Genomic DNA, 22,698 nt, shown 5'->3' on the forward strand with positions numbered 1-22,698 from the left:
GGAAAATCGTCAAGCGTGTCAGGGCCCGGCCTCCGGGCCCTGATGCTCAAGCCTGCCTCAGGGCTCCATCGAATGCGGGCGTCAGCCCCGACAACTCCAGCTTGCGGACAAAGTCGCCCAGACGCTGCTGCTTGTAGGCGTCCACGTCCATGTCACGGTAGTCGTAGAAACCCTGGCCATCGCGCAAGCCATTGCGGCCGTTTTGCATGTTGTCGGCGATCACTTGTGGTGACTCGAAACGCGGTGACAGCGCTCCACTCAGGTAACGCGAGGCGTAGTACAAAATGTCGCCGCCACCCCAGTCGATGAACTCAAGCAGGCCCAGCACCGAGAAGCGCAAACCAAAGCCGACGCGTACCGCCGTGTCGATATCTTCTGCACTGGCCACGCCCTCTTCCACCATCCGTGCCGCTTCGTTCATCACCAATGCCTGAATGCGCGGCACGATGTAGCCAGCCACCGGGTTGCACACCACGGGCACCTTGCCGATGCGCTTGAGCAGTTGCAGCAGCCGTTCGACCACCTGCGGGCAGGTCGCTTCGCTGCGGCTGACTTCCACCAGCGGCATCAGGTACGCGGGATTGAGCCAGTGCGCGTTCACGAAGCGCGCAGGCGTACTGACCATTTCGCTCAGTTCCGTGACCAGGAAAGTCGAGGTGGTCGACGCGATGATGGTCGACGCCGGCACATGCTCGCTGACCCAGGCGAAGGTCTCCTGCTTGACCGCGATGACTTCCGGCACCGCTTCGAACACCAGGTCGCACCTGCGCAATGCATCTGCGGCCTGGGATCTGGATTGCAGCGTCAACCGGGCTATCGCGATGTCGGCCTGTTCCAGCCGGAGCATGCCGAGGCGTACCAGCATCTGCAATTCGCTGCGGATGTTGTTGCGCACACGTTCGAAGTAGCCGTGCCGCTCATCCTCGGCGCGATCCTTGATATCGATGAGGGTGACCGGCAGGCCCGCATGGATGAACGCCAGGGCAATGCCCTCACCCATCCGGCCGGCGCCGACCACGCTGACTTGGGGTAGCGCGGCGTTCATCAGTTGTAGCCCCTGGTCAGCAGTTCGGTCATCTGCGCCCGACTCAGCGTGGCCAGACCGAGGTTTTCCAGGGTGCGGCCTTCGGCGTAGAGATCCCGTGCAGCGACGACCGAGGCAATGCTCAGCAGGCCCTGCGCGACCGGGGTGGGCACACCGGCCCAGCGGCCGACGGACACCAGGAAGGACAGGCCCAGGCGGGTGTCTTCGAGCATGTAGCGATGCTTCTGCAGGTCGATGTCCTCGCGCCAGTCACCGCTGTCGGTCAACTTGCCATGGGCACCGCGACCGTACATCCACTCATCACCTTCGGTGGTGTTGTAGTGGTCGGCGAGAGGAAAGTGCGGCGCGCCGTAGGTCAGCGCTTCACGCACGGCCATGCGCTCGGCATCAAGCTGGTTGGTCACGCGACGAATCGACGGTTGGGTGCCTTCGTTGTGAATGTCCCAGGCCTCGAAATGCTCCAGCGGCCCCGCGTTCATCATGATCAGCGGCGGATGGATGATGGGTCCTGCGTTCATCAACGCACCGCTCAGGGCGTCTTCAATCGGTTCGACGCTCGGGTAGGCTTCACGCAGCACCGCAAAAGCATGCTCGGACAGGTTGCTGGGGAATACACCGGTCGGCAGGCGGGTGGCATAGCCGCTGATCACCAGGTCGCTGGCGCCATGCTTGCGTACCAGGTACGGCAGCGTACCGGTTTCAGCGAAGGCGACCTTGCTCCGGTTGCCCGCATCGGCCATGGCCTTGGCAAACACGAAACTGCCAAAGGTGCCCGGCGGCAGGAACACCACCTGACCGTCGTGCAGGTGCGGCGCAACATGTCTGGCCAGGTCTTCGTGGGAGGTCGACGGCAGCGGGATGATCACCAGTTGCGCGTCGCCCAGGGCTTCGGCCAGGTCGTCGGTGAACGACAACTTGTCGCCCTTCTGGCCGACTGACAACTGGCGAGTGCCCCGGTAGTCCTTGATGGTCAGGCTGCCGATGGCCAGCAGCTCTTTGAGCGCTGTGGAATCTCGACGCCACAGGCGGGTCTGGTGCCCCTTTTCAGCCATTTCGACAGCAGCGGCGTAACAGCCGTGACCACCACCCAGCACGGTAATATTCATGCAGATACTCCTTTTTGTCAGAGACTCGATCCTATCGAGCCGCACCGCCACAGACTCCTCCGATTGCGCAGCCGAATGACCGATTGCGCAGGTGTCTCAATGCTTCTGCCGCCGCAGGGTGTCCGACGGCAGGCAACCATAGCGTTGCCGATAAGCGCTGGAGAAATGCCCGAAGCTGTTGATGCCATGACGCAACAGGATATCGGTGACGGTTTCGCCGGCCCTGCCCTGCTTGAGCGACTCGTGGATGACCGCCAGGCGCCGGTCGCGGATGTACTCGACCGGCGCCTGCCGGAGGAACTGGTTGAAGCCGTTCTGCAAGGTGCGCACCGAGACACCACACAGTTCGCTCAGGGTCGTCAGGCTGATCGGTTCGTCGAGGTGTTCCTCGATGTAGTCACGGGCCTTTTTCACGTGGTGCGGCAGCGGCACGCGCGAATCGATCAACAGATCCGCGGAGTAGTTATGCGGCAGCTGCGTGAGCAGCAACTGCATCAGGTATTCGGACAGGCCGCTGGCGAGGCGCGAACCGTCAACGCCGCTGCCGTAGAGCCGGCAGATGTAGTCCAGGGTGTGATAGAGGCTGACGACGCCGGCGCCCAGGTGGTCGACGCTGACATCAAAGATCACCGACTGGCGCAGGCTGCGGCCGAGCAGGCGTTGCAGCTGCGTCTCCAGGGCATCACGGTCGACACGCAGGATCAGGTTGCGGCACTCGCCATCGGTGACGATGCGGCTTTGCGCGAACGGCGAGGAAACGCTCAGGTAGCCCGACTGCATCGCCGCGCTGCGCCGCCCGTGGGCCACTTCGCAATGCCCCTGCAAGGTGATGCGAAACAGGTACTGATCGGCAATGTCGCCGATGGTGATCTCCACCGGCGCGCCATAACGCAGGTCGAGCAGCGCCGAATCGCCGAAGAATACGCCGTTGAGCCGAGTGTAGATCGGCTCGTCACGCAGCACGTTGAAGCTGTGCGGGCACAGGTATTGGCTGACCTTGTCCTTGATCTCGCGGTAATCGGCCGAACTGAGCAGGCTGTGCCGTTCCAGCAGGTGTACGTCATTCAACATCAAGGGTTCTCCTGACGTGGAGCGTCTCGGCCCCGCTCCCTTTGACAGGAGCGAGGCCGAGACGCCGATCGTGGACTATGACCAATCAAGCCCGGGTCGGATACTCCCGGGCATAACTTTCGCGAAAACGACGGCAACCACGCCAGAGCAGCAGCACGGTCAACGCCGATGCACCGGCGATCACCAGTGACATCGACGACCCTACCGCCGCGGGCGATCCGAAGTAGCGGTCGGTCAACAGCGCCACCAGCGTAGTGCCCAGGCCCAAACCCAGCAGATTGCTGATCAGCAGGAACACGGCCGAGACCTGTGCGCGCACCTGGTTCGGTGCGAGGATCTGCATCGCCGCCGTGGACGCCGGCATCGGGAACGAGGCGAAGAACATCGCTGGCACCAACAGGGTCACCGACAGCCACAGTTGATCGACTTGAGAGAACAGCACAGCCGGCACCGCCATGCCGAGGGCGCCGATGACGCCGGTGCGCATGGCAGCGTCCTGATGACCTTTCTTGGCCAGATAATCGGTGAGCCATCCACCGAACAGCACCCCGCCGGTATTGGCCACCAACAGCACGGTGCCGAGCATGTAGCCCGCCTCCATCGGCGACAGACCGAACTTGCGGATGTACAGCGCCGGGCTCCAGCTCATCAAGCAGAACAGGGCCATGGCGTAAAATGAAAAGCCCAGGTAATGACAGGTGAAGGTGGCGCGGTGGCGAGCGAGGAAGCGCAGGCCATCGCCCATCCCGACCTTCTTGGCCCGCCCCTGCGCATCCACCTGCAGGCCTTTGCGCGCCGGATCGCGCACGGTGAGCCAGATCAACAGGCCGACCACGATGCCGGGCAGACCGACGATGAAGAACGCCAGTTGCCAGGCCTTCATCGCACCGAGAAAGGCGACCTCGATGGTGTTCATGTCCTTGAGCATCGCGATCACATAGCCGCCCACCAGGAAGGCCAGGCCACCACCGACGAACGAGCCGATCGAGTAGATGCCCACCGCGCGGCCGAGTTTCTCCTTGGGGAACATGTCGCTGAACATCGAGTAGGCCGAGGGCGACAGGGCCGCCTCGCCGACACCGACGCCAATGCGGGCGAGGAACATGTGCAGGAAGTTCTTGCTCAAGCCGCAGGCTGCCGTCGCCAGGCTCCAGAACACGACGCCGACGGCGATGATCTTCGGTCGGGAGAAACGGTCGGCCAGATAGGCGATGGGCATGCCCATGAAGGCGTAGAACAACGAAAAGGCCAACCCGTGCAGCAGGCTGAACTGGGTGTCACTGATCTGCAGGTCGGCTTTGATCGGCTCGATCATCAGCGCCAGGATCTGCCGATCCACAAATGAAAAGATGTAGGCGATCATGCACAGGCCGACCACGTACCACTCGTAAATGTAGGTTTTCTTCTTCTGCAGGACCGCGTTATCGACCTGGATATTCACTAGTGTTTGCTCCTCTTGGAATCCGCTCATGCGTGCAGCGGTGCGCAGAACAACGACTGGAAAGTTGCGGGGCAGATGCAAAGGACAAAGGGTTCGAACATGGTCAGGCCTCTTATTGTTATGGGGACAAATCCCGGGTGGACCGGGCTTACCAGAACTTCCAGGTGTAGGTCGTGGCGACACGGAATTCGTTGTAGTCGTAGCCGTACTTCTGTTTCACGTCGATGTTGCGCAGGTCCAGCCCCAGGCCTTGCAGCGCCCCGCTCTGGACCACGTAGCTGAGACCCAGAAAGCGTTCGCTTTCCTGGTTGTCGCTCAGGTTGTTGCCACGGTCCCAGTTGGTTCCCTTGATATAGCGGGTGTAGAGCTTCAGCCCCGGCACGCCCATCCCGGCAAAGTCATAGCTGTAGCGCGCCCCCCAGGACTTTTCATCCGGGCGGACAAACCCCAGGGACGACCAGTGCACCAGGTAAGGTTGCGGGATAAAACCGTTCATCGTCGGGAACACGCTGTCACCGAGCATGCGCTGGTAACTGAGGCCAAACATGTGGGCGCCTTTGAGCAAGGTGAACAAGGCGCCGTAGGAACGGTTGTCGATCTCACCGTTCAAGGCATTGCCATCTTCATTGTTATTGAAGTAGCGCAAGTCGGTTTTAAGTTTGTAGCCACTGCCCAGGTCAGCCATATGCATCAGGCCGAAATAGTGTTGCTGATAAATGTCGTGCAACACGCCGTAGAAATAACTGGCTTGCAGGTTCTTGGTAATGTCGTAAGTTGCGCCGCCGAAGTCCAGGCCGTCACTGTCGAGATTATCGGTGGAACCAAACTTGTACAGTTTCTCGTGGTTGGAGGATTCCCGTGTCACGGCAGACCAGAACCGGCCACCGGTCATCGTCAACCCATCGACTTCCCTGGACTCGACCACGGCGCCTTGATAGATCGTATCCAGTTGCCGACTGGGGTCATCGGACGCCACCGGCAGTTGTGGACGAAGGTCACCGACCTTCAACTCGGTCTTGCTGTAGCGCATCTTGAAAGTTGCACCGGCGCGACTGTAGTCATCGGCCGTCTGCTGGTCGCGGACGCTGTACGGCAGCGAACCGTCATTGCCCGACGAGTCCAGGCGCACCGCGTACTGCGCATCCACATCAAGGCCGATTGCCAGGGCCGTGTCGGTGTAACCGGAGGTAAACTGTGCATCGAAACCCTGGGACCAACTATGCACTTCGGAAACCGGCGCATTGGTATTGGTGTAGTTACGGTGCAAGTAGAAGTTTCGCGTATCCACTTTCAAGTGACTGTCATCAACAACATCGGCATAGGCCGTCAATGGCGAACAGATAATTCCCAACACGCCGGCAATACCTAGCCCACGGCAACATTGCTTTACCTGATACATCTAACTTCTCCACATCTGTATGTGCTGGGCACTGTATTTATAGGAGCAGATTCGAACTAAAAACTAAAAATGCCGGCAGCCGAACACCGAGCCTTCTTGCACAGGAAGGCGGATTGCATCAGGGATATAAAGAACGATGGGTTCGAGCATTGTCAGACCTATTGTTGTTATGGGGTAAAGCGCCAGGCGGGCTCAGTGGAACAGCCAGCCAAGACGACACGCCTCTTGTCTACCCAAGGTAAGTGAGTAGGCGCCGCGCCGATATCGAGATGAACAGCATCCGTTGGGGGGAAAACTTCAACCCGGCTAAAGGTTTCCCTTAGTCGACTCAAAAGCGCAGGGCACACGGTGGGAGATGGCAAGCCTGAATTGCATAAGCCTTCCTTAAGCGAGTTCTTGTTGTTGGATGGGCCCTAAGCTAGCGATTGCCCTGCCTGCCAACCTCCCCGATTGCGCAGGCGATTCTCCAATTGCGCAGCCTGATGCAGACCGCCCCAGGACTGCAGCCTGGGAGCCCCCTGCAGCAACAGCACTTCGCCGCGCCATTCGGCGAACTGGAAGCCCATCCCCTGTCGCCGAGCCATTCGGATGGCGGACAAGCTGCTGATGCTCTATCGCAATCTCGAGATGGCTATTGCAAAGGCTGGATTGCAGCGCTCCGGGTACCGGCGAACGCGCTCGTGCCAAGCCAGCGCCACAGGTTTTCCGCATCCTGCACAGCGCCGTCTACACGCAGCTCTCGCGACTGAAGAACCTCCCTTGGTGTGCGGTCGCCAGTCCACACCTCGGTCAACGCGCGCACGCTGGAGTCCACGACGAGTGTGAGTTCGCGTCCGGGGTCGTCGCGGCACAGATCTGCCACACCATGTTCGACCACGAGCCACCACTCTTGCTCGCCGGACCGCGCGTCGCGGAACCTGAAGTGAATGACCACCGCCCGGGACGGGAACATCTCGATGCGCGCGAACCGGCGCACGTCCCACATGAGCAGGCCCGCGTCGAGTTCGTTATCGCGAAGGCGACTACCTATCCAACGCGCGCCCCAATGCCCTAGCGCCATGATGATGGGGCGCAGTTCCTCGCCTGCCTCGGTCAGGCTGTACTCCCAGACTTTGCCCGTGGCCGTGCGATGTACGACACCGATATCTTCCAGGTGGCGCAGCCGCTGTGCCAGCAAGCTGGTGGACATACGTGGTACGCCGCGGTGCAGTTCATTGAAGCGTTTACTGCCGCACAGCAGCTCGCGCACGACCAAAGGCGTCCAGCGCTCGCACAGTGCTTCAGCACCGCGCGCGACCGTACAGAACTGACCGTAGCTTTCATCCATCGCCCGTACTCCGCAAATACAACGCTTCAGATTCTGAACTAGCCTCGCGGTATCGCCACGCGCACGCTGAAACCTGCCAAAGCCACCGTATCAGGAGAACGCCATGACCAAGATAGCCATCATTCAGCGGCCGCCAGTGCTGCTCGATCGCAGCGCGACGATCGCCCGAGCCGTGCAATCGGTCGCTGAGGCTGCGGCGGCTGGAGCCTCGTTGGTTGTTTTACCCGAATCGTTCATTCCAGGTTACCCGTCGTGGATCTGGCGGCTGGCGGCGGGAAAAGACGGGGCTTTAATGGGCCAGTTACACACGCGTCTGCTGGCCAACGCCGTTGATATCGCGAACGGTGACCTGAACGAATTGTGCGAGGCCGCCAGCACTCATGCCGTGACGATCGTGTGCGGCATCAATGAATGCGAGCGGCGCAATGGAGGCGGCACGCTCTACAACAGCGTAGTCGTTATCGGTACGAACGGTGAAGTGCTCAACCGGCATCGCAAGCTGATGCCAACGAACCCCGAGCGCATGGTCCATGGTTTCGGTGATGCGTCAGGGTTGCGTACGGTCAATACACCCGTCGGCCGCATTGGTGCGCTCATCTGCTGGGAAAACTACATGCCCCTGGCGCGCTATTCATTGTATGCCCAGGGAGTGGAAATCTATGTCGCCCCCACGTACGACACCGGCGATGGCTGGATCAGCACGATGCGTCACATTGCACTGGAAGGTCGATGCTGGGTGATCGGCAGTGGCACCTCGTTGCGTGGCAGCGACATTCCCGATGATTTCCCGGCTCGCATGCAACTGTTTCCCGATCCGCTAGAGTGGATCAACGATGGCGACTCGGTGGTGGTCAACCCTCAAGGCCGGATCACAGCCGGTCCATTACACCGTGAGGCAGGCATTCTGTATGCGGACATCGACACCTCACTCGTGGCGCCAGCGCGACGGACGCTCGACGTCACCGGGCACTATGCGCGCCCTGACATTTTCGAACTGCAGGTGCGACGCACGCCGGCGACAGCGGTGCGCCTCATCGACGAGTGACGCTAACCAACGCTAAGGCGATCCATCCCAACTTCGACGGTATGTGTAATAACTGATGAAGGAGTCATTCCATGAGCATTCAAAGGTCTTACAAAGGCAGTTGTTTTTGCGGCGCAGTCGAGTTCACCGTCAGCGGAGAGCCGGCCGCAATGGGCTATTGCCATTGCGAGTCGTGTCGACATTGGTCAGCAGCGCCGGTCAATGCCTTCACGCTGTGGAAACCCGAGGCGGTGCAAGTAACTCGGGGGGCTGACAACATCGGCACCTACAACAAGACACCGCAGAGTTATCGCAAATGGTGCAAGAGTTGCGGCGGGCACCTCTTCACCGAACACCCAGGGATGGGGCTCATCGACGTGTATGCCGCTGTCATCCCGGATCTCGCGTATTCGCCAGGAGTTCACGTGCACTATCAAGAGGCCAGGCTGCACATCAAAGACGGGTTGCCCAAGCTGAAGGATGTCCCCAGCGAATTAGGGGGATCGGGCGTCAGCATGGACGAATAGCGCCAGCACGGTAGCGTGCGGCGATCCGACCTTGCCTGATTACGCCAGTTGCCATCTGTTCGGCAATGTCATGACCACCGGTTAACTGAAATCCAGGCCGCGTAGTTTTTCTTCGCGCATGCCGGCTTGAGTATGGACATTCAGGCTGCAGCCATTAATTCCATTGGTTATGTGGGTGAGGAGCATTCGTTCTATTGCGCGCGGCATGGGTGGCTAATCTACGGAGGTTGAGGGGGGCAACCGTCAGGAAGGTGCAACCATATGGACGCAAATCCGATCGAAACCGACTATCTGATCATCGGGGCTGGCGCGACGGCCATGGCCTTCGTCGATACGCTACTCAAGGAAACGAATGCACGTATCGTGATGGTGGATCGGCACGGTCGACCTGGCGGGCACTGGAATGATGCCTACCCTTTTGTCCGATTGCACCAGCCCTCGGCCTTCTATGGCGTCAACTCACGGGAACTGGGCAGCGCAACGAAAGACACAACGGCACTGAACGAGGGCTTGTATGAGCTGGCCTCCGGCGCCGAGGTGATGAGCTACTTCGACCAGGTGATGAATCAGCAGTTTCTGCCGTCAGGTCAGGTCCGTTACTTCCCCATGTGCGACTACACCGGCGACCGCATTGACGACCACCGGTTTACCTCGCTGATCAGCGGCGTAAGCCATCAGGTGCGGGTGCACAAAAAGGTGGTGGACGCCACCCATGCCCAGACGGCGGTGCCCTCGACCCACCCGCCCAGATACAAGGTGGAGCCCGGCGTGCAATGCGTGCCACTCAACGACCTGCCGAAGATCCGGCACCCACACACTGGCTACGTAGTGGTGGGATCGGGCAAGACCGGGATCGACGCCTGCCTGTGGTGTCTGCAAAACGGTGTTGCGCCCGAAAAAATCTGTTGGATCATGCCGAACGATCCGTGGTTGATCGACCGGGCCAACTTGCAACCCGGCCTCGACAGCTTCGAACGAACAATCGGCGGCCTCACGGCACAGCTCGAGGCTATCGCAGCCGCGGACTCGATCCCGGACCTGTTCTCCAGGCTTGAGGCGGCGGGCCAGCTCTTGCGCCTGGATACGTCCGTCGAACCCACTGCTTACCGCTGCGCCACCGTCACTCAAGCGGAATTACGCGAGCTTCGACGCATCGACAACATTGTGCGCCTGGGGAGAGTGAGCGTTATCGAGCCAACGCGCATCGTGCTCGAGCAGGGCAGCATCGCCACGAGCCCAAATGCTCTGCACATCGATTGCAGCGCCAGTGCCATCCCGACACTCCCTGAAATGCAGGTGTTCGACGGCGGCAAGATCAACCTGTTGATGGTAAGCAGCTGCCAACCCTTGTTCAGCGCGGCCTTGATCGCTTATGTGGAAAGCCACCTGGACGATCAAGCGCAAATGAACGCGTTTTGCACAATGGTCCCCCCGCCTCACGTCCCCACGGACTGGATCAGAATCTGGGCCGTCTACCTGGGTAACCAGCTACGCTGGGGAGAGCATGAAGGTCTGTCCCGCTGGATCAGGCAGTCGCGTTTGTACTTCATGACGGCGGTGGTCAGGGGCTTGCAAGAAACCGACACCGAGAAACTGGCACAGCTGCGTCGGCTCTCTGTCAGCAGGCAACAGGCTCTGACGAATCTGCCGCGTTTGCTGGAGGTCATCGCTTGAATCGCAGGAAGCGCACATGAACGAGCCACACCTCGAACTGCTAGACATCAATGGCATCCGCATGCAGGTCGCCATCCAGGGCTCCGGTCCCTTGGTCTTGCTATGCCACGGATTCCCGGAGCTGGGGTACTCGTGGCGCAACCAGCTTGCTGCGCTGGCGGCCGCCGGCTACAGAGCGGTAGCGCCCGACATGCGCGGCTATGGCGGCACAGATGCGCCGGCCGAACCCGACGCCTACACCACGCTCCACCTGGTAGGCGACATGGTCGAGTTGGTCAACGCACTCGGCGAACGGCAAGCCGTGATCGTCGGCCATGACTGGGGCGCGCAGGTGGCCTGGGGCGCAGCATTGATGCGACCCGATCTGTTCCGCGCGGTGGTCGGCATGAGCGTTCCCTTTTCGCCACCGACGCGCGTGGAGCTCCTCAGCGCGCTTGCCTCGCGGGGTATCAGCGACTTCTACATCCAGTATTTCCAGACGCCGGGTGTGGCCGAGGCCGAGTTGGAAAGGGACGTCGAGTCGTCGATCCGGCGCATCTACTTCAGTGGCTCGGGTGACGGACCCGATTGGCCGGTGTTCGGCCAGCTGCAGCCGGGCCAGGGCTTCCTGGGCGCGATGGTCGAGCCCGAAACCCTGCCAGTCTGGCTAAGCCTTGAGGACATTGCCTATTACACCCGCGAATTCACCCGCAGCGGATTTCGCGGCGGCTTGAACTGGTACCGCAACATGACGCGCTCATGGGCTCTTCTGGCACCTTGGCGCGGTTGCATTATCCGGCAGCCGTCGATGTTCATTGCCGGGAGCCGCGACGGCGTGCTGAAGTTTCCGAGTTCCCCGCGGCAGATCGAAGCCTTCGCGCAGACTCTGCCGGGACTGCGCGGGTGTCATATCCTCGAAGGTGCCGGCCACTGGATACAGCAAGAGCGCGCGACAGAGGTCAATGAGCTGCTGTTGGGCTTCCTGAAAGAACTCTGAATTGATTTAAAACTGGAGGGAACCATGAACAATCTCATCGCCACCGACGAGTCACCTGAAGCCGTTCGCCTCATGGTCAGGGTTTACGCCTACTTGCTGCTCGCAGGATTTGCGTTTGTTCCGGCCTATCTGATTGGGTACTTGTACTTTTTTCAGGACCCCACGCTTACATTCGAGAATCACCTGTTCCATATAGTTGCGATCACGACCGCCACCCTGGCCGGCTCGTTTGTTACGTACGTAACGTGGCGCTGCTATCAGTCATCGGGAGATCCGCTGCTGCGATGGATGACGCTTGGTTTTCTCGGCTTTGTACTGATCTATGCATTGCATGGCGCGTTCACCGGGCAAGCACACCACAATATCTGGCTCTTCCTGCTTTATGGACCGGCCTCTCGCCTGGTCATGTCGATTCTGCTGTTAGTCGGAATGCTGTCGTACCACCGCCCACCTGTTGCCGCGGACCAACGAATGAAGGCCCGCCCGTGGTTGACCTGGATAGGACTGTTCCTGCTGGTTGACGTGGCAGTGGCGTACGTCGCGAATTCGCCGATCGCCAGCAATCTCGCGGTGCGCCTATCGATGGAAGGTGGTGCCCTCGTTCTTTCCACATTGACCGTGACAATACTCCTGCTGCGCCGTATCCGTTCGCCGCTGATGACCATTTTTATCATCTCGGTCACCGCGTTCGCGCTGTCCTCTCTTGCCTTCATCCTTGCACGTCCCTGGAACCATATGTGGTGGCTCGCTCATGCGATCTTCGCCGGTGGATTCTTCATGTTGAGCTATGGGGTAGTGCAAGCGTTCCTCACCACGCGGTCGTTTTCGAAGATTTACAGCCAAGAGGAGTTGATGGTGCGTCTTGCCGAAGCGATGGCGTATGCCGAGAGCGCCCTGCAGGAACTCCAGCGCACCAATCAAGAACTCGGGCACCTTGCGGCGACCGATCCACTGACCGGCGCTGATAATCGTCGTCGGTTCATGGAGCGGGTCGAAGTCGAAATTGGCCGGACCAAACGCGGCGGTGCGCCGTTCTCCGTGTTGGCACTCGATCTGGATAATTTCAAGTCCATCAACGATCGCTTCGGGCATCAGGTTGGCGATGACATCCTGAAGAGTTTCGTGGAGAAATGCCTCGATTCGATCCGCCCGTATGACGGTGTAGCCCGAGTGGGTGGGGAGGAATTCATGATACTGCTGCCTCAGACTTCACTTGAAGGCGCGCACGAAATCGCTGAGCGTCTGCGAAGCACCGTTGCAAATAGTTCTTTTCATGGCCAGCAGCGCTCCACCGTGGTCACAGTGAGCATCGGCGTATCGCAATCCGGTCGCGATGGCGACACCATCGAGGCAATTCTGCGTACAGCCGATCAACGCCTGTATCACGCTAAACACGAAGGCCGTAACCGAGTGGTCACTACCTTCAAAACCAGCCTCCAACCTATGCCTTGACCATCGTCTCGAAGTCGCTGAAAGCGTCGGCACCGATACCCCGTGCCAGTGTTTCGGACTGTGCGACAGATCTCGAAAAAAAGTCGCAAACCCCACTTCGCTTCGGGGCTTGCGACTCATTTGGCATTGTCATGCGCTTTGCCCGAGCCTTTCCCATGGTCACTGGCTGCAATCAACCAAACTCCGTCATAACCATGCGTCAGTGGGAATATTCCAGTCACCTACGCCTTGCGGTGTCTTCTCGATCACTGATCCGCAGAACCCGTAACGGCGAAAATGTTGCAGGGCACTTGATACAGAACATGCTCCGTCGTACTGCCCACCCATTTGCCCAGTCCCTTGCGATGCGCATTTCCCATGACGATCACATCGGCCCGGTGATGCGCTGCAAAGTCGGCCAGCGCTTTGCCAGGCGGTCCTGCAACGAAGTGTTGCCGCTCAGTGGGTACGCCATAGTGGTCGGCCAATGCGATAAACGACTTTTGCAGTGACTTGCGTACATCGCTGCTGAAGCCTGGCATCGTCACTGCACCAGCGCCTGCGTCGGATATATGTGTCAGCGATAGATCGTAGGCATACAGCAGATGCAACTCCGCATTGCATTGCATCGACAACCCGTTCGCCGCCTGGATGATACGGTCGTTGATGCCAGTGATCTGGGTCTCGGGTTGTGACGGATCGACTGCCGCCACTACCACCCGTGGAAGTGGACACCTGAGTTCGCTGACCAGATGCACAGCCACCGGACATTCGCGCAACAAGTGCCAATCCAGAGGCGTAATGAAAACGCGTTTGAGCGCTGACTCGTGTTGCACGTCCTTGATAACCAGATCCGGTTGCATTTCTGCCACATGCCGAAGTATTTCTTGCAGCGCGGTGCGCGTAACAATCACTTCGGTGCTCACTGCAACTCCGCGTCCGCGGATTAGACCGGCCTCATCCTTCAGCCACTTTTCGTTTTCTTGCTGACAGGCCTCACGAAAACGCGCACCGGCGCTCATCAAACCCAAGAGGTTGGAGTCTTCGATAAACACCGTGATATGCAGCGCTGCGCCAGTGGCTTCGGCAATGGCGACAGCTCGCTCCAACGCCGGGGTGTGACGCATGACTGGACCGGCTATCAGAAAGAGTCGTTGATACTGGCTCATGTAACACCTCCAAATGCTTCGGGATATCTAGCTCCCCCAGCGTTGTCGCCTGTCACACCACCGACGATTTACTATCGCCTCAACTATCTGGATCGACACTATCAATATACGCCTGGATGCCATCATCCCCCTACTTGGCCGAGTCCACTTTTTCAACAGAATCGACTGAACGCTGCCGGTCGCCGTCGCCGATATTCGACCGAAAGCCCACTGTCAGCGCGTTGTATTTGAGTCGCCCCGATTTACTGGACGCATGACCAGTTGAGTCCACAGTCGTTTACTGGCGTTCACTAAAGGCTGTAAACCGCCAGGAACGGTTATCGAGATAGCAAGCCTCAAAGGGGCCGCACCCTGGCGCCGTTAGCTATTTAAGCAGCGGCCCCTAGAACTTTTCTCTATTTATCGGTCTATGTGGATAGCCACATCCGTTCGGTAAACGCGAACCCGCAGGCTCCCCCACAAATCAACCAGAGGTTGTCTTCGCTCATGAAATTCCATGACCCACGGATGGTGCTCTTCGGCCTGTTCGCGTTCGCGGCAGTGGGCTCGGCATCAGCAACACAGATGAAGACCTCAACCCCTGTTTTCGCACCTGAAGTCGCAGTCGTTCAGGTGCCGGCCCAGACTGCCGGCAATCCTTGGCCGACCTTGGCCAGCATGGTCAGCAAGCAACCAGGGCCGTTGCTTGCCCATGACGACCGATACTGGCATGACGGCCGCTGGCACTCTCGTAGAGACGATTGGCGCCGTGACGACTGGCGCAGAGATAACTGGCGCAGAGAGCAGGCCCGCCGCGAAGCAGAACGCCAACGTTATTGGGAACGCCACCATGATCGGGCCATGCGGCACCGCTATGAGGACGATCGCCGCTACTATCGTCGCTAGTGCGACGCCAAGGGCAATTCGCCTGCAACACCGGCGATGCACCGCCAACCTGCGAAACCGGCCCGAAACAGCTGTACTCGCTCATTGGGTTGTAGAAGCTGGCTAGAAACGTCGACGAGGTACGAGCGACTCCCTTCGCCCTCCTCGCCGACGTTGAAGGCGATATGCAAACGATCATGGTTATGCTGCCGCCCTCCTCCAGTTCCGATGACGCCGAGCCACCCCATGCGAATGCACACGCGGCAGGCAAACATGTTATGTTATATCTTATATAAACATGAACTGTCAGTCGCCACTGGCAGAGCCGTCCACCCCCTGCTTGCGACATTCGATGACAACTTCTACTCACATCCCCCCCATCAAAAGCTTGAACCAACGCCTGCTGTCCATTGATGCCCTGAGGGGATTGGTAATCCTCCTTATGCTGTTGGATCATGTGCGCGAAACGTTCTTTTTGCACCGTCAAGTAGCAGACCCCATGGACATCGAATCCACTGAGCCGGCGCTGTTTTTCAGCCGCACACTTGCTCATTTGTGTGCGCCGGTGTTCATACTGCTTACTGGACTTTCCGCTTACCTGTATGGCCAAAAGCACCAGGGCAAGGGCGATGTGTCAGCCTTTTTGTTCAAGCGCGGTCTATTGCTGGTACTGCTGGAGTTCACCCTGGTGAATTTCGCCTGGACATTTCAGCTCCCACCTACGGCGATCTACATGCAAGTGATTTGGGCCATTGGCATCTGCATGATTGCCCTGGCCGGACTGGTTTGGTTACCCAGGCTCATGCTGTGCTGCCTGGGCCTGGTGATCGTGGCCGGGCACAATCTGCTGGATAATGTGCACTTCGCGACAGGCTCGCCCATGCATATACCCTGGGCCATTCTGCATGATCGCGGCTGGATCGATGTCTGCGACAGCTTACGTCTGCGCACCTCTTATCCTGTGCTTCCCTGGATCGGTGTGATCGCCCTTGGATACAGTATCGGCCCCTGGTTTGCTGGCCAGGTTCTGGCCGCGGAGCGTCAACGTACTCTGCTGCTTGCCGGGGCCGGGACATTGGTCGGGTTTGTCGCACTGCGAGCAGTCAATGGTTATGGCGAGGTGCATTGGGTCGCTCATGAAGGCATCACGCAAACCCTCATGAGCTTCTTCAACATTACAAAATACCCGCCCTCCCTGTTGTTCCTTTTGCTGACGTCGGGCATTGGCCTGTTACTGCTTCGCGCCTTGGAACAGGCTCAACAACGCAAGTGGGTCAATGCATTGGCAGTCTTTGGCGCGGCGCCGATGTTCTTCTACTTGCTCCACCTTTACGTACTCAAGGCGCTGTATCTGGTCAGCGTGGCGTTGTTCGGATTGAACCAGGGAAATTTTTTCGGTTTCGACAGCATTTGGGCTGTGTGGCTGACGGCGGTGCTCCTGGCTTTATCCCTGTATTTACCCGTGCGCTGGTTCGCGGCATTGAAGGCACGCCGTCGCGATATCAGATGGCTCAAATATTTCTGATCAGGACATTTGCTCACAAAAGTGGCCCCTGGAGAGCAATGCCAGTCAGGTAAGCGTTTGAACCCCTTCCAGAGGGATGGTGGCCGGTCGTTGGATCAGCGTTCACTGAAGATCAAAACTGTGGGCGGCAGACTTGTGGCAACGGGTTATCTACGCGTAAGTTGATGACCTGCCCTTAACGACACGCCGGAGTTGATCCATGCGCATCGCCTTGCTGTCCGACATGCACCTGTCCGTCAACACGATCCCGTTTCCCGTCGTGGATGCCGATATTGTCGTGCTCGCCGGGGACATCGCCCGGCCGGCCAAGGCCATCGAGTGGGCCAGAGCCTGCCCGGTTCCATTGCTGTACGTGGCAGGCAATCACGAGTTTTATGGCAGTGACCTGGTCTCCACCTACGAACAGTTGAACAGCCTGACGCAAGGTACGCAGATCCACGTTCTGGAACGTTCGGAGTACGTCCACGACGGCGTGCGTTTTCTCGGCTGCACCTTGTGGTCTGACTATCGCCTTCTCGACGGCCCCGAGGACCGGGCGCTGGGCATCGATCTGGCGACCCGGCTGATTCGTGACTTCAGCCACATCAAGATCGCCCCCGATTTCCCTGACCTGTTCACGCCGGCCATTTCCCAGCTGGTGTTTCTGCAGACGGTCGCCTGGCTGGAAGACTGCTTCACCCGCGACAGCAGCACACCCACGGTGGTGGTCTCTCATTTCGCCCCGACAAAGTCGAGCATCAGCCCGACCTTTGCCGGTTCGCCGATCAACTCAAGCTTTGTCTCGGACCTCGAAGCGCGGATCAAGGACTGGCAGCCGGCACTGTGGCTGCATGGCCATACCCATGGCAGCTTTGATTATCGAGTGGGTAACACCCGCGTGGTCTGCAACCCCCGGGGCTATGCCAAGAATGGCATCAATGAAAATCCTGATTTCGATGATGCCTTCGTGATCGATCTGGATCTGTGAAGCGACCCTCAAATCAACAGTTCCAGCGTATCGAACAGTTCGACATCTTCCGGCCGTGTCGACCGGGCGCGGCGGCGGATGACCTGGAACAGGCAGTCGACGAAGCATTGCCCGGCGACCCCCAACTGGGCATTGCGCGGGGTGACGATGCCGATGGTGTCGGTGGCGAAGGTTTCCGCCAGCGCCAGGCGCCCCACCCGTTCGCGGTAGCCCGGGATGGTGAGCATCGGCTCCGGGAAGTAACTGAGCATGTCTGTCTGCTCCACCAATGAAAGCGTCAACTGCGGTGAATGCGCGCGGTGGATGTGTTGCATATCGATCTGCGCACCGTGTTGCCAAAACAACTCGGTCATCAAACCTTCATGGCTGGCATCCGGGTAGTTGACCACCCAATCCTGATCCAGCAAATCGTGGATCGAGCGGCTGTCGCGCCGTGGATGCTCATGGCGGGCCACCACGGCCATGCGGTAAGACAGAATCTGCTCGCTGACGAACTCCGGGCGCGGCAGCAGTGATGACACCAACCCCACTGCAAACTCCATGGTGCCGTCGCGCAATCGCGGCAACGTCACCGCCATCAAGCCTTCGAAAATCTCCAGGCGTACCCGTGGCATGCGCTGGCGGAATAGCGTCACGACCTCGGGTAACAAGGTCATGCCCATCCACGGCGAAATGCCGAGGCGCAACTGCCCTTCGGCCTGGTCGCTCAGGTGTGCCAGTTCCAGTTGCGCGCGTTCGAGTTGGCTGAGCATCTGCCGCGCATGCTGCAACAGTGACTGACCGTAGGTGGTCAGCACCACACCGCTGGCATTGCGCAACAGCAGTGGCAGGTTCAAGTGTTCCTCCAGCTCGCGCAACGCCTTGGCCACTACCGTCTGCGACACCCCCAGTTGCCGCGCCGCCGCACGAATGCTGCCGCAGTCGGCAATCATCACCAGCGCCCGCAATTGATGCAGCTTCATCCCTTCCTCCTGATGCACCAGGGTGTAAACCAGCGGTTTTCAGCCCACCTTTTTTGCGACTGCCGCGACATTCGCCAACTCATTAGCATCACAGGGTATCAGTCCAACAGCCGAAAACGACCAATAAAAACGAGGAGAATCTGATGACCGATTTGCCCGCCCTGCCCGGCATTCGTGCACTCGAAGAAGAGATGATCGCCCTGCGCCGACACATCCACGCCCATCCGGAATTGAGCTTTGAAGAGTTCGCCACCGCTGACCTGGTGGCGAGCAAGCTCCAGGCCTGGGGTTACCAGGTACATCGCGGCCTGGGCGGCACCGGTGTGGTCGGGCTGTTGCGCCAAGGCTCCAGCGGCAAAACGATCGGCCTGCGCGCCGACATGGATGCGCTGCCGATCATCGAGCAGACCGGGTTGCCCTACTCCAGCCGCCACGAAGGCGTGATGCACGCCTGCGGTCACGACGGGCACACGGCGATGCTGCTGGCGGCCGCCCGTTACCTGGCCGAGAGCCGAGAGTTCGACGGCTCGCTGGTGGTGATTTTCCAGCCGGCCGAGGAAGGCGACGGCGGCGCTCGGCGCATGCTCGATGACGGTCTGTTCGAGCTGTTCCCCTGCGACGCGGTGTTCGCGATGCACAACATGCCAGGACTGCCGGTGGGCAAACTGGGCTTCCTCGCTGGCCCGTTCATGGCCTCGACCGACACCGTGACCATTCGGGTCGACGGCGTTGGCGGTCACGGCGCCATGCCGCACAAGGCCGTTGACCCGGTACTGGCCGGCTCGGCCATCGTCATGGCATTACAAAGCATTGTCTCGCGCAATGTCGCGCCGCTCGACACAGCGGTTGTGACCGTCGGCGCGTTCCACGCCGGGATTGCCGCCAACGTGATTCCCGATCACGCCGAGTTGCAGTTGAGCGTGCGTGCGCTCAAGGCGCAGGTGCGTGACGAGCTGATTGTACGGATCACCGCCGTGGCCGAGGCCCAGGCTACGAGTTTCGGCGCCCGCGCCACGGTGACGGTCGACGAGGCGCAACGCTTCCCGGCTCTGTTGAATCATCCCGAAAGCACCGAGTTCGCCCGGCAAGTAGCGCTTGATTGGGTGGGCGAAGACGGCTTGATCGCGAACATGCAACCGCTGACCGGGAGTGAGGATTTCGCCGTGATGCTGGAGCGTTGCCCCGGTTGTTATTTGCTGATCGGCAACGGTGATGGCGAAGGCGGCTGCATGGTGCATAACCCCGGCTACGACTTCAACGATGACTGCCTGCCGACAGGTGCGAGCTACTGGGTGCGGCTGGTCGAGACCTTCCTGGCCTGACCTCATCCCTATCGCCCTCGTCTTCTGGAGTTCGTCAAATGTCCACTCCCGTCTCTACCGCCATGCCTGATACCGCTGCGACCCGGCAGCCGATTGGTGCGAAAGCCATCGCCGCCATCACCATCGGCTCCGGTCTCGAGTTCTACGATTTTTCCGTCTACAGCTTCTTCGCCACGCTGATCGGTCGCCAGTTTTTCCCGGTCGAGAGCACGCTCGGGCAATTGCTGCTATCCCTGGCGACCTTTGGTGTCGGTTTCGGCATGCGCCCCATCGGTGGCCTGGTACTCGGCGCCTATGCCGACCGGGTCGGGCGCAAACCGGCGATGATGCTCACCCTGTGGCTGATGGCGCTGGGTTCGCTGTTGTTCACCATCGCCCCCACCTATGCGCAGATCGGCGTCTTCGCACCGTTGATCATTGTGCTGGCACGCCTGATCCAGGGCTTCGCCATCGGCGGTGAGGTCGGAGCCTCTACGGCAATGCTGATGGAACACGCCGATGACAGAAGCCGCGGGTTCTACGGCAGTTGGCAGCTGTTCAGCCAGGGCTTGAGCTTTCTGCTCGGCGCACTGGTGGCCCTGGCACTGAGCTCGTCCCTGCCGCCCGAGGCGCTGGAGAGCTGGGGTTGGCGGGTGCCGTTTGCCCTCGGGATGCTGGTGATCCCGGTCGGCATTTATATCCGTCGTCACCTCAAGGAAACCGCCGCCGAACAAGGTCATGAAGCGTTCTCCAGCGTGCGGGTGATCTTCACCGGCTACCGTCGCCTGATCGTGACCGGGGTGCTGTTGGTGATCGGTAGCACCGCGTCCAGCTACATCGTGCTCGATTACATGACCAACTACACGGTCACGGTGCTGCACCTGCCGATGACCATGGGCACCACCGCCGCCTGCCTCGGCGCGCTGGTGCAGATCAGCCTGTCGATCTGGGCCGGCCGGCTCAGCGACCGTATCGGCCGGCGCCGCACCATCGCTCTGGGCAGTATCCCGATGCTGTTGCTGATCTATCCGGCGTTCATGCTGATGAACCAGTTCCCGACGCTCGGCATGCTGCTGGCCGTCTCGTTGGTCACCACCCTGTTGCTGGTGTTGATCACCGTGCCGACCCTGGTGTTGGTCACTGAACTGTTCCCAAGGGCGATTCGCGCCACCGGGTTATCGATCATCTATTGCCTGGGTGTCTCGGTGTTCGGCGGCTTCGCGCAGTTTTTCGCCACCGGTTTGATCGGCCTGACCGGCAATAACAACGCCCCGGCGCTGTATGTCATGGCGTGCCTGTGCCTGACCTTGATCGGGCTGGCGATGGTCAAGGAAACGGCCGGCAAGCCACTCGATTAGGCCGTTGTGACCATGACGGGCGTATGCGTCGGATTCTTTCAAACCGCGTATACGCCCAACGCCTTCAACAACACCGCGTATTGCATTTGCCCCGGCCAAAACGCGCTTCCTGGCGTTCGCGGAAAAACATCTCATAGCTCATGACTGGCTCGCCCGGACGGTTGCGGGCCATTTGTGCCACGTAGTTGTCGTACTCGGGAACGCCCACCATCAATCGGGCGCTCTGGCTGAACAATCTGGCAACCTGCTGCAGTTTGCGGAACATGACTGATCTCTCTGTATGCGTGGGACCTGCCCCATGAAACCGCGCTCATGTATCTGCACTGTGTCCACATCGGGCGCCTTTGTATTTTCATGTATCCAGGCTCGCACCCGATGGAACGCCGGCAACCCGCTACACTTTCCTCGCTCCGCCGCGGCACCAAAGCGGTCAAGACCCCTGACTTCTGATCTGGAGGTATCCCATGAGCGACAGCAGCGAACTCACCACCTTTACCGGCTGGGCCGCCACCGCAGCGGGCGCGCCACTGGAACGCTACAGCTACGATCCCGGTCCGTTGGGCAACGACGAGGTGGAAGTCGCCGTGGAGTATTGCGGCGTCTGCCACTCCGACCAGTCGTTGATCGACAACGATTGGGGTATCAGCCACTACCCGTTTATTCCCGGCCATGAGGTGGTCGGCCGTATCGTGCGGCTGGGCGACCAGGTTCGCGGTCTGGAAATGGGGCAACGGGTGGGCATCGGTTGGTACAAGGGCAGTTGCATGCATTGCACGTCGTGCATCGAAGGTTCCCATAACCTGTGCCGCACCGTGCAACCGACCATCATCGGCAGCAACGGCGGCTTTGCCGACCGCATTCGTTCGCACTGGGCCTGGGCCCTGCCGATCCCGGCCGGACTCGATCCGGCAATGGCCGGGCCGCTGTTCTGCGCTGGTTCGACCGTGTTCAACCCGCTGTTGGAATTCGGCATCAAGCCCACTGACCGGGTCGGCGTGGTGGGTATTGGCGGTCTCGGTCACCTGGCGCTACGTTTTCTCAACGCCTGGGGCTGCGAAGTCACGGCGTTCACCTCATCGCTGAGCAAGCAGGACGAAGCCAGGCGCCTGGGCGCACACAAGGTGGTCGCCTCGACCGATACCAATGCGCTCAATGCCATTGCCGGCACCCTGGATTTTCTGCTGGTCACCGCCAACGCCAACCTCGACTGGAGCGCCATGCTCGCCACCCTGCGCGGCAAGGGTCGCCTGCACTTTGTCGGCGTCGTGCCCGATGCCATACCGATGCACGTGTTCGAGCTGATTCCCCAGCAAAAAACCATGTCCGCCTCACCGGTCGGCTCGCCCGCCAACACCGCGACCATGCTGGAATTCTGCGCACGCCACCAGATTGTGCCGCAGGTCGAGATGTTTCCCATGAGCCGCGTCAACGAGGCCATCGATCACTTGCGCAGTGGCAAGGCGCGCTACCGCGTGGTGCTGGACGCCAGTCAGTGACAGGCGACGAACGAAGACTGGTTTGGAAGTCACTT

At 59.9% G+C, this 22,698-nt stretch carries 20 protein-coding genes; 11 read left to right on the forward strand and 9 right to left on the reverse strand.

What is annotated here, in order from left to right:
- Positions 1–46: 46 nt before the first annotated feature.
- From PspS34_RS16255 to PspS34_RS16280, 6 genes are all read right to left on the reverse strand, one after another.
- Positions 47–1,045 (reverse strand): 3-hydroxybutyryl-CoA dehydrogenase, encoded by a 999-nt coding sequence (locus tag PspS34_RS16255; protein WP_154861932.1) that lies wholly within the window; start codon positions 1,043–1,045, stop codon positions 47–49.
- Positions 1,045–2,151 (reverse strand): NAD/NADP-dependent octopine/nopaline dehydrogenase family protein, encoded by a 1,107-nt coding sequence (locus PspS34_RS16260; protein ID WP_150813934.1) that lies wholly within the window; start codon positions 2,149–2,151, stop codon positions 1,045–1,047. The genes PspS34_RS16255 and PspS34_RS16260 overlap by 1 nt, the downstream gene beginning before the upstream one ends.
- A 96-nt stretch (positions 2,152–2,247) precedes the next feature.
- On the reverse strand, positions 2,248–3,222 hold the full coding sequence (locus PspS34_RS16265; RefSeq protein WP_154908522.1) for an AraC family transcriptional regulator: 975 nt from the start codon (positions 3,220–3,222) through the stop codon (positions 2,248–2,250).
- 85 nt (positions 3,223–3,307) lie between these two features.
- Positions 3,308–4,663: an MFS transporter gene (locus tag PspS34_RS16270; protein WP_154908524.1), complete on the reverse strand. Its 1,356-nt coding sequence runs from the start codon at positions 4,661–4,663 to the stop codon at positions 3,308–3,310.
- 148 nt (positions 4,664–4,811) lie between these two features.
- On the reverse strand, positions 4,812–6,062 hold the full coding sequence (locus tag PspS34_RS16275; RefSeq protein ID WP_159390165.1) for an OprD family outer membrane porin: 1,251 nt from the start codon (positions 6,060–6,062) through the stop codon (positions 4,812–4,814).
- Positions 6,063–6,693: 631 nt separating this feature from the next.
- The gene (locus PspS34_RS16280; protein ID WP_090456076.1) at positions 6,694–7,389 is read right to left on the reverse strand and encodes a helix-turn-helix domain-containing protein; all 696 of its coding nucleotides are present in this window, start codon (positions 7,387–7,389) and stop codon (positions 6,694–6,696) included.
- 103 nt (positions 7,390–7,492) lie between these two features.
- Here PspS34_RS16280 and PspS34_RS16285 point away from each other — a divergent pair, with 103 nt between their 5' ends.
- The 5 genes from PspS34_RS16285 (at position 7,493) to PspS34_RS16305 (ending at position 13,042) form a co-directional block, all read left to right on the forward strand.
- On the forward strand, positions 7,493–8,434 hold the full coding sequence (locus PspS34_RS16285; protein ID WP_159390166.1) for a carbon-nitrogen hydrolase family protein: 942 nt from the start codon (positions 7,493–7,495) through the stop codon (positions 8,432–8,434).
- Between the two features lie 71 nt (positions 8,435–8,505).
- Complete coding sequence (locus tag PspS34_RS16290; RefSeq protein WP_154908529.1) at positions 8,506–8,940, forward strand: GFA family protein; 435 nt, start codon at positions 8,506–8,508, stop codon at positions 8,938–8,940.
- Between the two features lie 261 nt (positions 8,941–9,201).
- Positions 9,202–10,614: an FAD/NAD(P)-binding protein gene (locus PspS34_RS16295; RefSeq protein WP_159390167.1), complete on the forward strand. Its 1,413-nt coding sequence runs from the start codon at positions 9,202–9,204 to the stop codon at positions 10,612–10,614.
- 16 nt (positions 10,615–10,630) lie between these two features.
- Positions 10,631–11,590 carry an alpha/beta hydrolase gene (locus PspS34_RS16300; RefSeq protein WP_154947620.1) on the forward strand — a complete coding sequence of 320 codons (960 nt, stop codon included), beginning with the start codon at positions 10,631–10,633 and terminating at the stop codon, positions 11,588–11,590.
- A gap of 24 nt (positions 11,591–11,614) precedes the next feature.
- Entirely contained in the window at positions 11,615–13,042 is a 1,428-nt protein-coding gene (locus PspS34_RS16305) for a GGDEF domain-containing protein (RefSeq protein ID WP_159390168.1), read from the forward strand.
- Between the two features lie 245 nt (positions 13,043–13,287).
- Here the strand turns inward: PspS34_RS16305 and PspS34_RS16310 are convergent, their stop codons facing one another.
- Complete coding sequence (locus PspS34_RS16310) at positions 13,288–14,190, reverse strand: universal stress protein (RefSeq protein ID WP_159390169.1); 903 nt, start codon at positions 14,188–14,190, stop codon at positions 13,288–13,290.
- Between the two features lie 486 nt (positions 14,191–14,676).
- Between PspS34_RS16310 and PspS34_RS16315 the strand changes: the two genes are divergently transcribed.
- The 3 genes from PspS34_RS16315 to PspS34_RS16325 all read left to right on the forward strand — a co-directional run bounded on the left by PspS34_RS16315 (position 14,677) and on the right by PspS34_RS16325 (position 17,546).
- On the forward strand, positions 14,677–15,075 hold the full coding sequence (locus PspS34_RS16315) for a hypothetical protein (protein ID WP_159390170.1): 399 nt from the start codon (positions 14,677–14,679) through the stop codon (positions 15,073–15,075).
- 331 nt (positions 15,076–15,406) lie between these two features.
- Positions 15,407–16,579, forward strand: a complete 1,173-nt coding sequence (locus PspS34_RS16320) for a DUF1624 domain-containing protein (protein WP_159390171.1) — start codon at positions 15,407–15,409, stop codon at positions 16,577–16,579.
- Positions 16,580–16,778: 199 nt separating this feature from the next.
- A complete protein-coding gene (locus PspS34_RS16325; protein ID WP_150814438.1) occupies positions 16,779–17,546 on the forward strand; it encodes a metallophosphoesterase in 768 nt (255 codons plus the stop codon).
- Positions 17,547–17,554: 8 nt separating this feature from the next.
- On the opposite strand, the gene PspS34_RS16330 is transcribed toward PspS34_RS16325, so the two are convergent.
- Entirely contained in the window at positions 17,555–18,508 is a 954-nt protein-coding gene (locus PspS34_RS16330; protein ID WP_159390172.1) for a LysR substrate-binding domain-containing protein, read from the reverse strand.
- Positions 18,509–18,651: 143 nt separating this feature from the next.
- Between PspS34_RS16330 and PspS34_RS16335 the strand changes: the two genes are divergently transcribed.
- Positions 18,652–19,830 (forward strand): M20 aminoacylase family protein, encoded by a 1,179-nt coding sequence (locus PspS34_RS16335; RefSeq protein ID WP_154908537.1) that lies wholly within the window; start codon positions 18,652–18,654, stop codon positions 19,828–19,830.
- Between the two features lie 38 nt (positions 19,831–19,868).
- Positions 19,869–21,167, forward strand: coding sequence for an MFS transporter (locus PspS34_RS16340; protein ID WP_090456097.1), 1,299 nt, complete (start codon positions 19,869–19,871; stop codon positions 21,165–21,167).
- Positions 21,168–21,231: 64 nt separating this feature from the next.
- Here PspS34_RS16340 and PspS34_RS16345 read toward each other — a convergent pair whose 3' ends face one another.
- Positions 21,232–21,432 carry a CstA-like transporter-associated (seleno)protein gene (locus PspS34_RS16345; protein WP_150814436.1) on the reverse strand — a complete coding sequence of 67 codons (201 nt, stop codon included), beginning with the start codon at positions 21,430–21,432 and terminating at the stop codon, positions 21,232–21,234.
- A 199-nt stretch (positions 21,433–21,631) separates the two neighbouring features.
- On the opposite strand from PspS34_RS16345, the gene PspS34_RS16350 reads away from it, so the two are divergent.
- Positions 21,632–22,663, forward strand: coding sequence for an NAD(P)-dependent alcohol dehydrogenase (locus PspS34_RS16350; RefSeq protein WP_154861946.1), 1,032 nt, complete (start codon positions 21,632–21,634; stop codon positions 22,661–22,663).
- The last annotated feature ends 35 nt before the right edge of the window (positions 22,664–22,698 follow it).

The organism is Pseudomonas sp. S34 (assembly GCF_009866745.1).
Taxonomy (GTDB): Bacteria; Pseudomonadota; Gammaproteobacteria; order Pseudomonadales; family Pseudomonadaceae; genus Aquipseudomonas; species Aquipseudomonas jessenii.

Excerpts from the sequence above, each read along its gene's own strand:
- PspS34_RS16285 (WP_159390166.1), top strand. The coding sequence starts at position 7,493 with ATGACCAAGATAGCCATCATTCAGCGGCCGCCAGTGCTGCTCGATCGC.
- PspS34_RS16260 (WP_150813934.1), bottom strand. The coding sequence starts at position 2,151 with ATGAATATTACCGTGCTGGGTGGTGGTCACGGCTGTTACGCCGCTGCT.
- PspS34_RS16265 (WP_154908522.1), bottom strand. The coding sequence starts at position 3,222 with ATGTTGAATGACGTACACCTGCTGGAACGGCACAGCCTGCTCAGTTCG.
- PspS34_RS16310 (WP_159390169.1), bottom strand. The coding sequence starts at position 14,190 with ATGAGCCAGTATCAACGACTCTTTCTGATAGCCGGTCCAGTCATGCGT.
- PspS34_RS16350 (WP_154861946.1), top strand. The coding sequence starts at position 21,632 with ATGAGCGACAGCAGCGAACTCACCACCTTTACCGGCTGGGCCGCCACC.
- PspS34_RS16330 (WP_159390172.1), bottom strand. The coding sequence starts at position 18,508 with ATGAAGCTGCATCAATTGCGGGCGCTGGTGATGATTGCCGACTGCGGC.
- PspS34_RS16295 (WP_159390167.1), top strand. The coding sequence starts at position 9,202 with ATGGACGCAAATCCGATCGAAACCGACTATCTGATCATCGGGGCTGGC.
- PspS34_RS16290 (WP_154908529.1), top strand. The coding sequence starts at position 8,506 with ATGAGCATTCAAAGGTCTTACAAAGGCAGTTGTTTTTGCGGCGCAGTC.
- PspS34_RS16255 (WP_154861932.1), bottom strand. The coding sequence starts at position 1,045 with ATGAACGCCGCGCTACCCCAAGTCAGCGTGGTCGGCGCCGGCCGGATG.
- PspS34_RS16320 (WP_159390171.1), top strand. The coding sequence starts at position 15,407 with ATGACAACTTCTACTCACATCCCCCCCATCAAAAGCTTGAACCAACGC.
- PspS34_RS16345 (WP_150814436.1), bottom strand. The coding sequence starts at position 21,432 with ATGTTCCGCAAACTGCAGCAGGTTGCCAGATTGTTCAGCCAGAGCGCC.
- PspS34_RS16280 (WP_090456076.1), bottom strand. The coding sequence starts at position 7,389 with ATGGATGAAAGCTACGGTCAGTTCTGTACGGTCGCGCGCGGTGCTGAA.
- PspS34_RS16340 (WP_090456097.1), top strand. The coding sequence starts at position 19,869 with ATGTCCACTCCCGTCTCTACCGCCATGCCTGATACCGCTGCGACCCGG.
- PspS34_RS16325 (WP_150814438.1), top strand. The coding sequence starts at position 16,779 with ATGCGCATCGCCTTGCTGTCCGACATGCACCTGTCCGTCAACACGATC.
- PspS34_RS16300 (WP_154947620.1), top strand. The coding sequence starts at position 10,631 with ATGAACGAGCCACACCTCGAACTGCTAGACATCAATGGCATCCGCATG.
- PspS34_RS16315 (WP_159390170.1), top strand. The coding sequence starts at position 14,677 with ATGAAATTCCATGACCCACGGATGGTGCTCTTCGGCCTGTTCGCGTTC.
- PspS34_RS16275 (WP_159390165.1), bottom strand. The coding sequence starts at position 6,062 with ATGTATCAGGTAAAGCAATGTTGCCGTGGGCTAGGTATTGCCGGCGTG.
- PspS34_RS16335 (WP_154908537.1), top strand. The coding sequence starts at position 18,652 with ATGACCGATTTGCCCGCCCTGCCCGGCATTCGTGCACTCGAAGAAGAG.
- PspS34_RS16305 (WP_159390168.1), top strand. The coding sequence starts at position 11,615 with ATGAACAATCTCATCGCCACCGACGAGTCACCTGAAGCCGTTCGCCTC.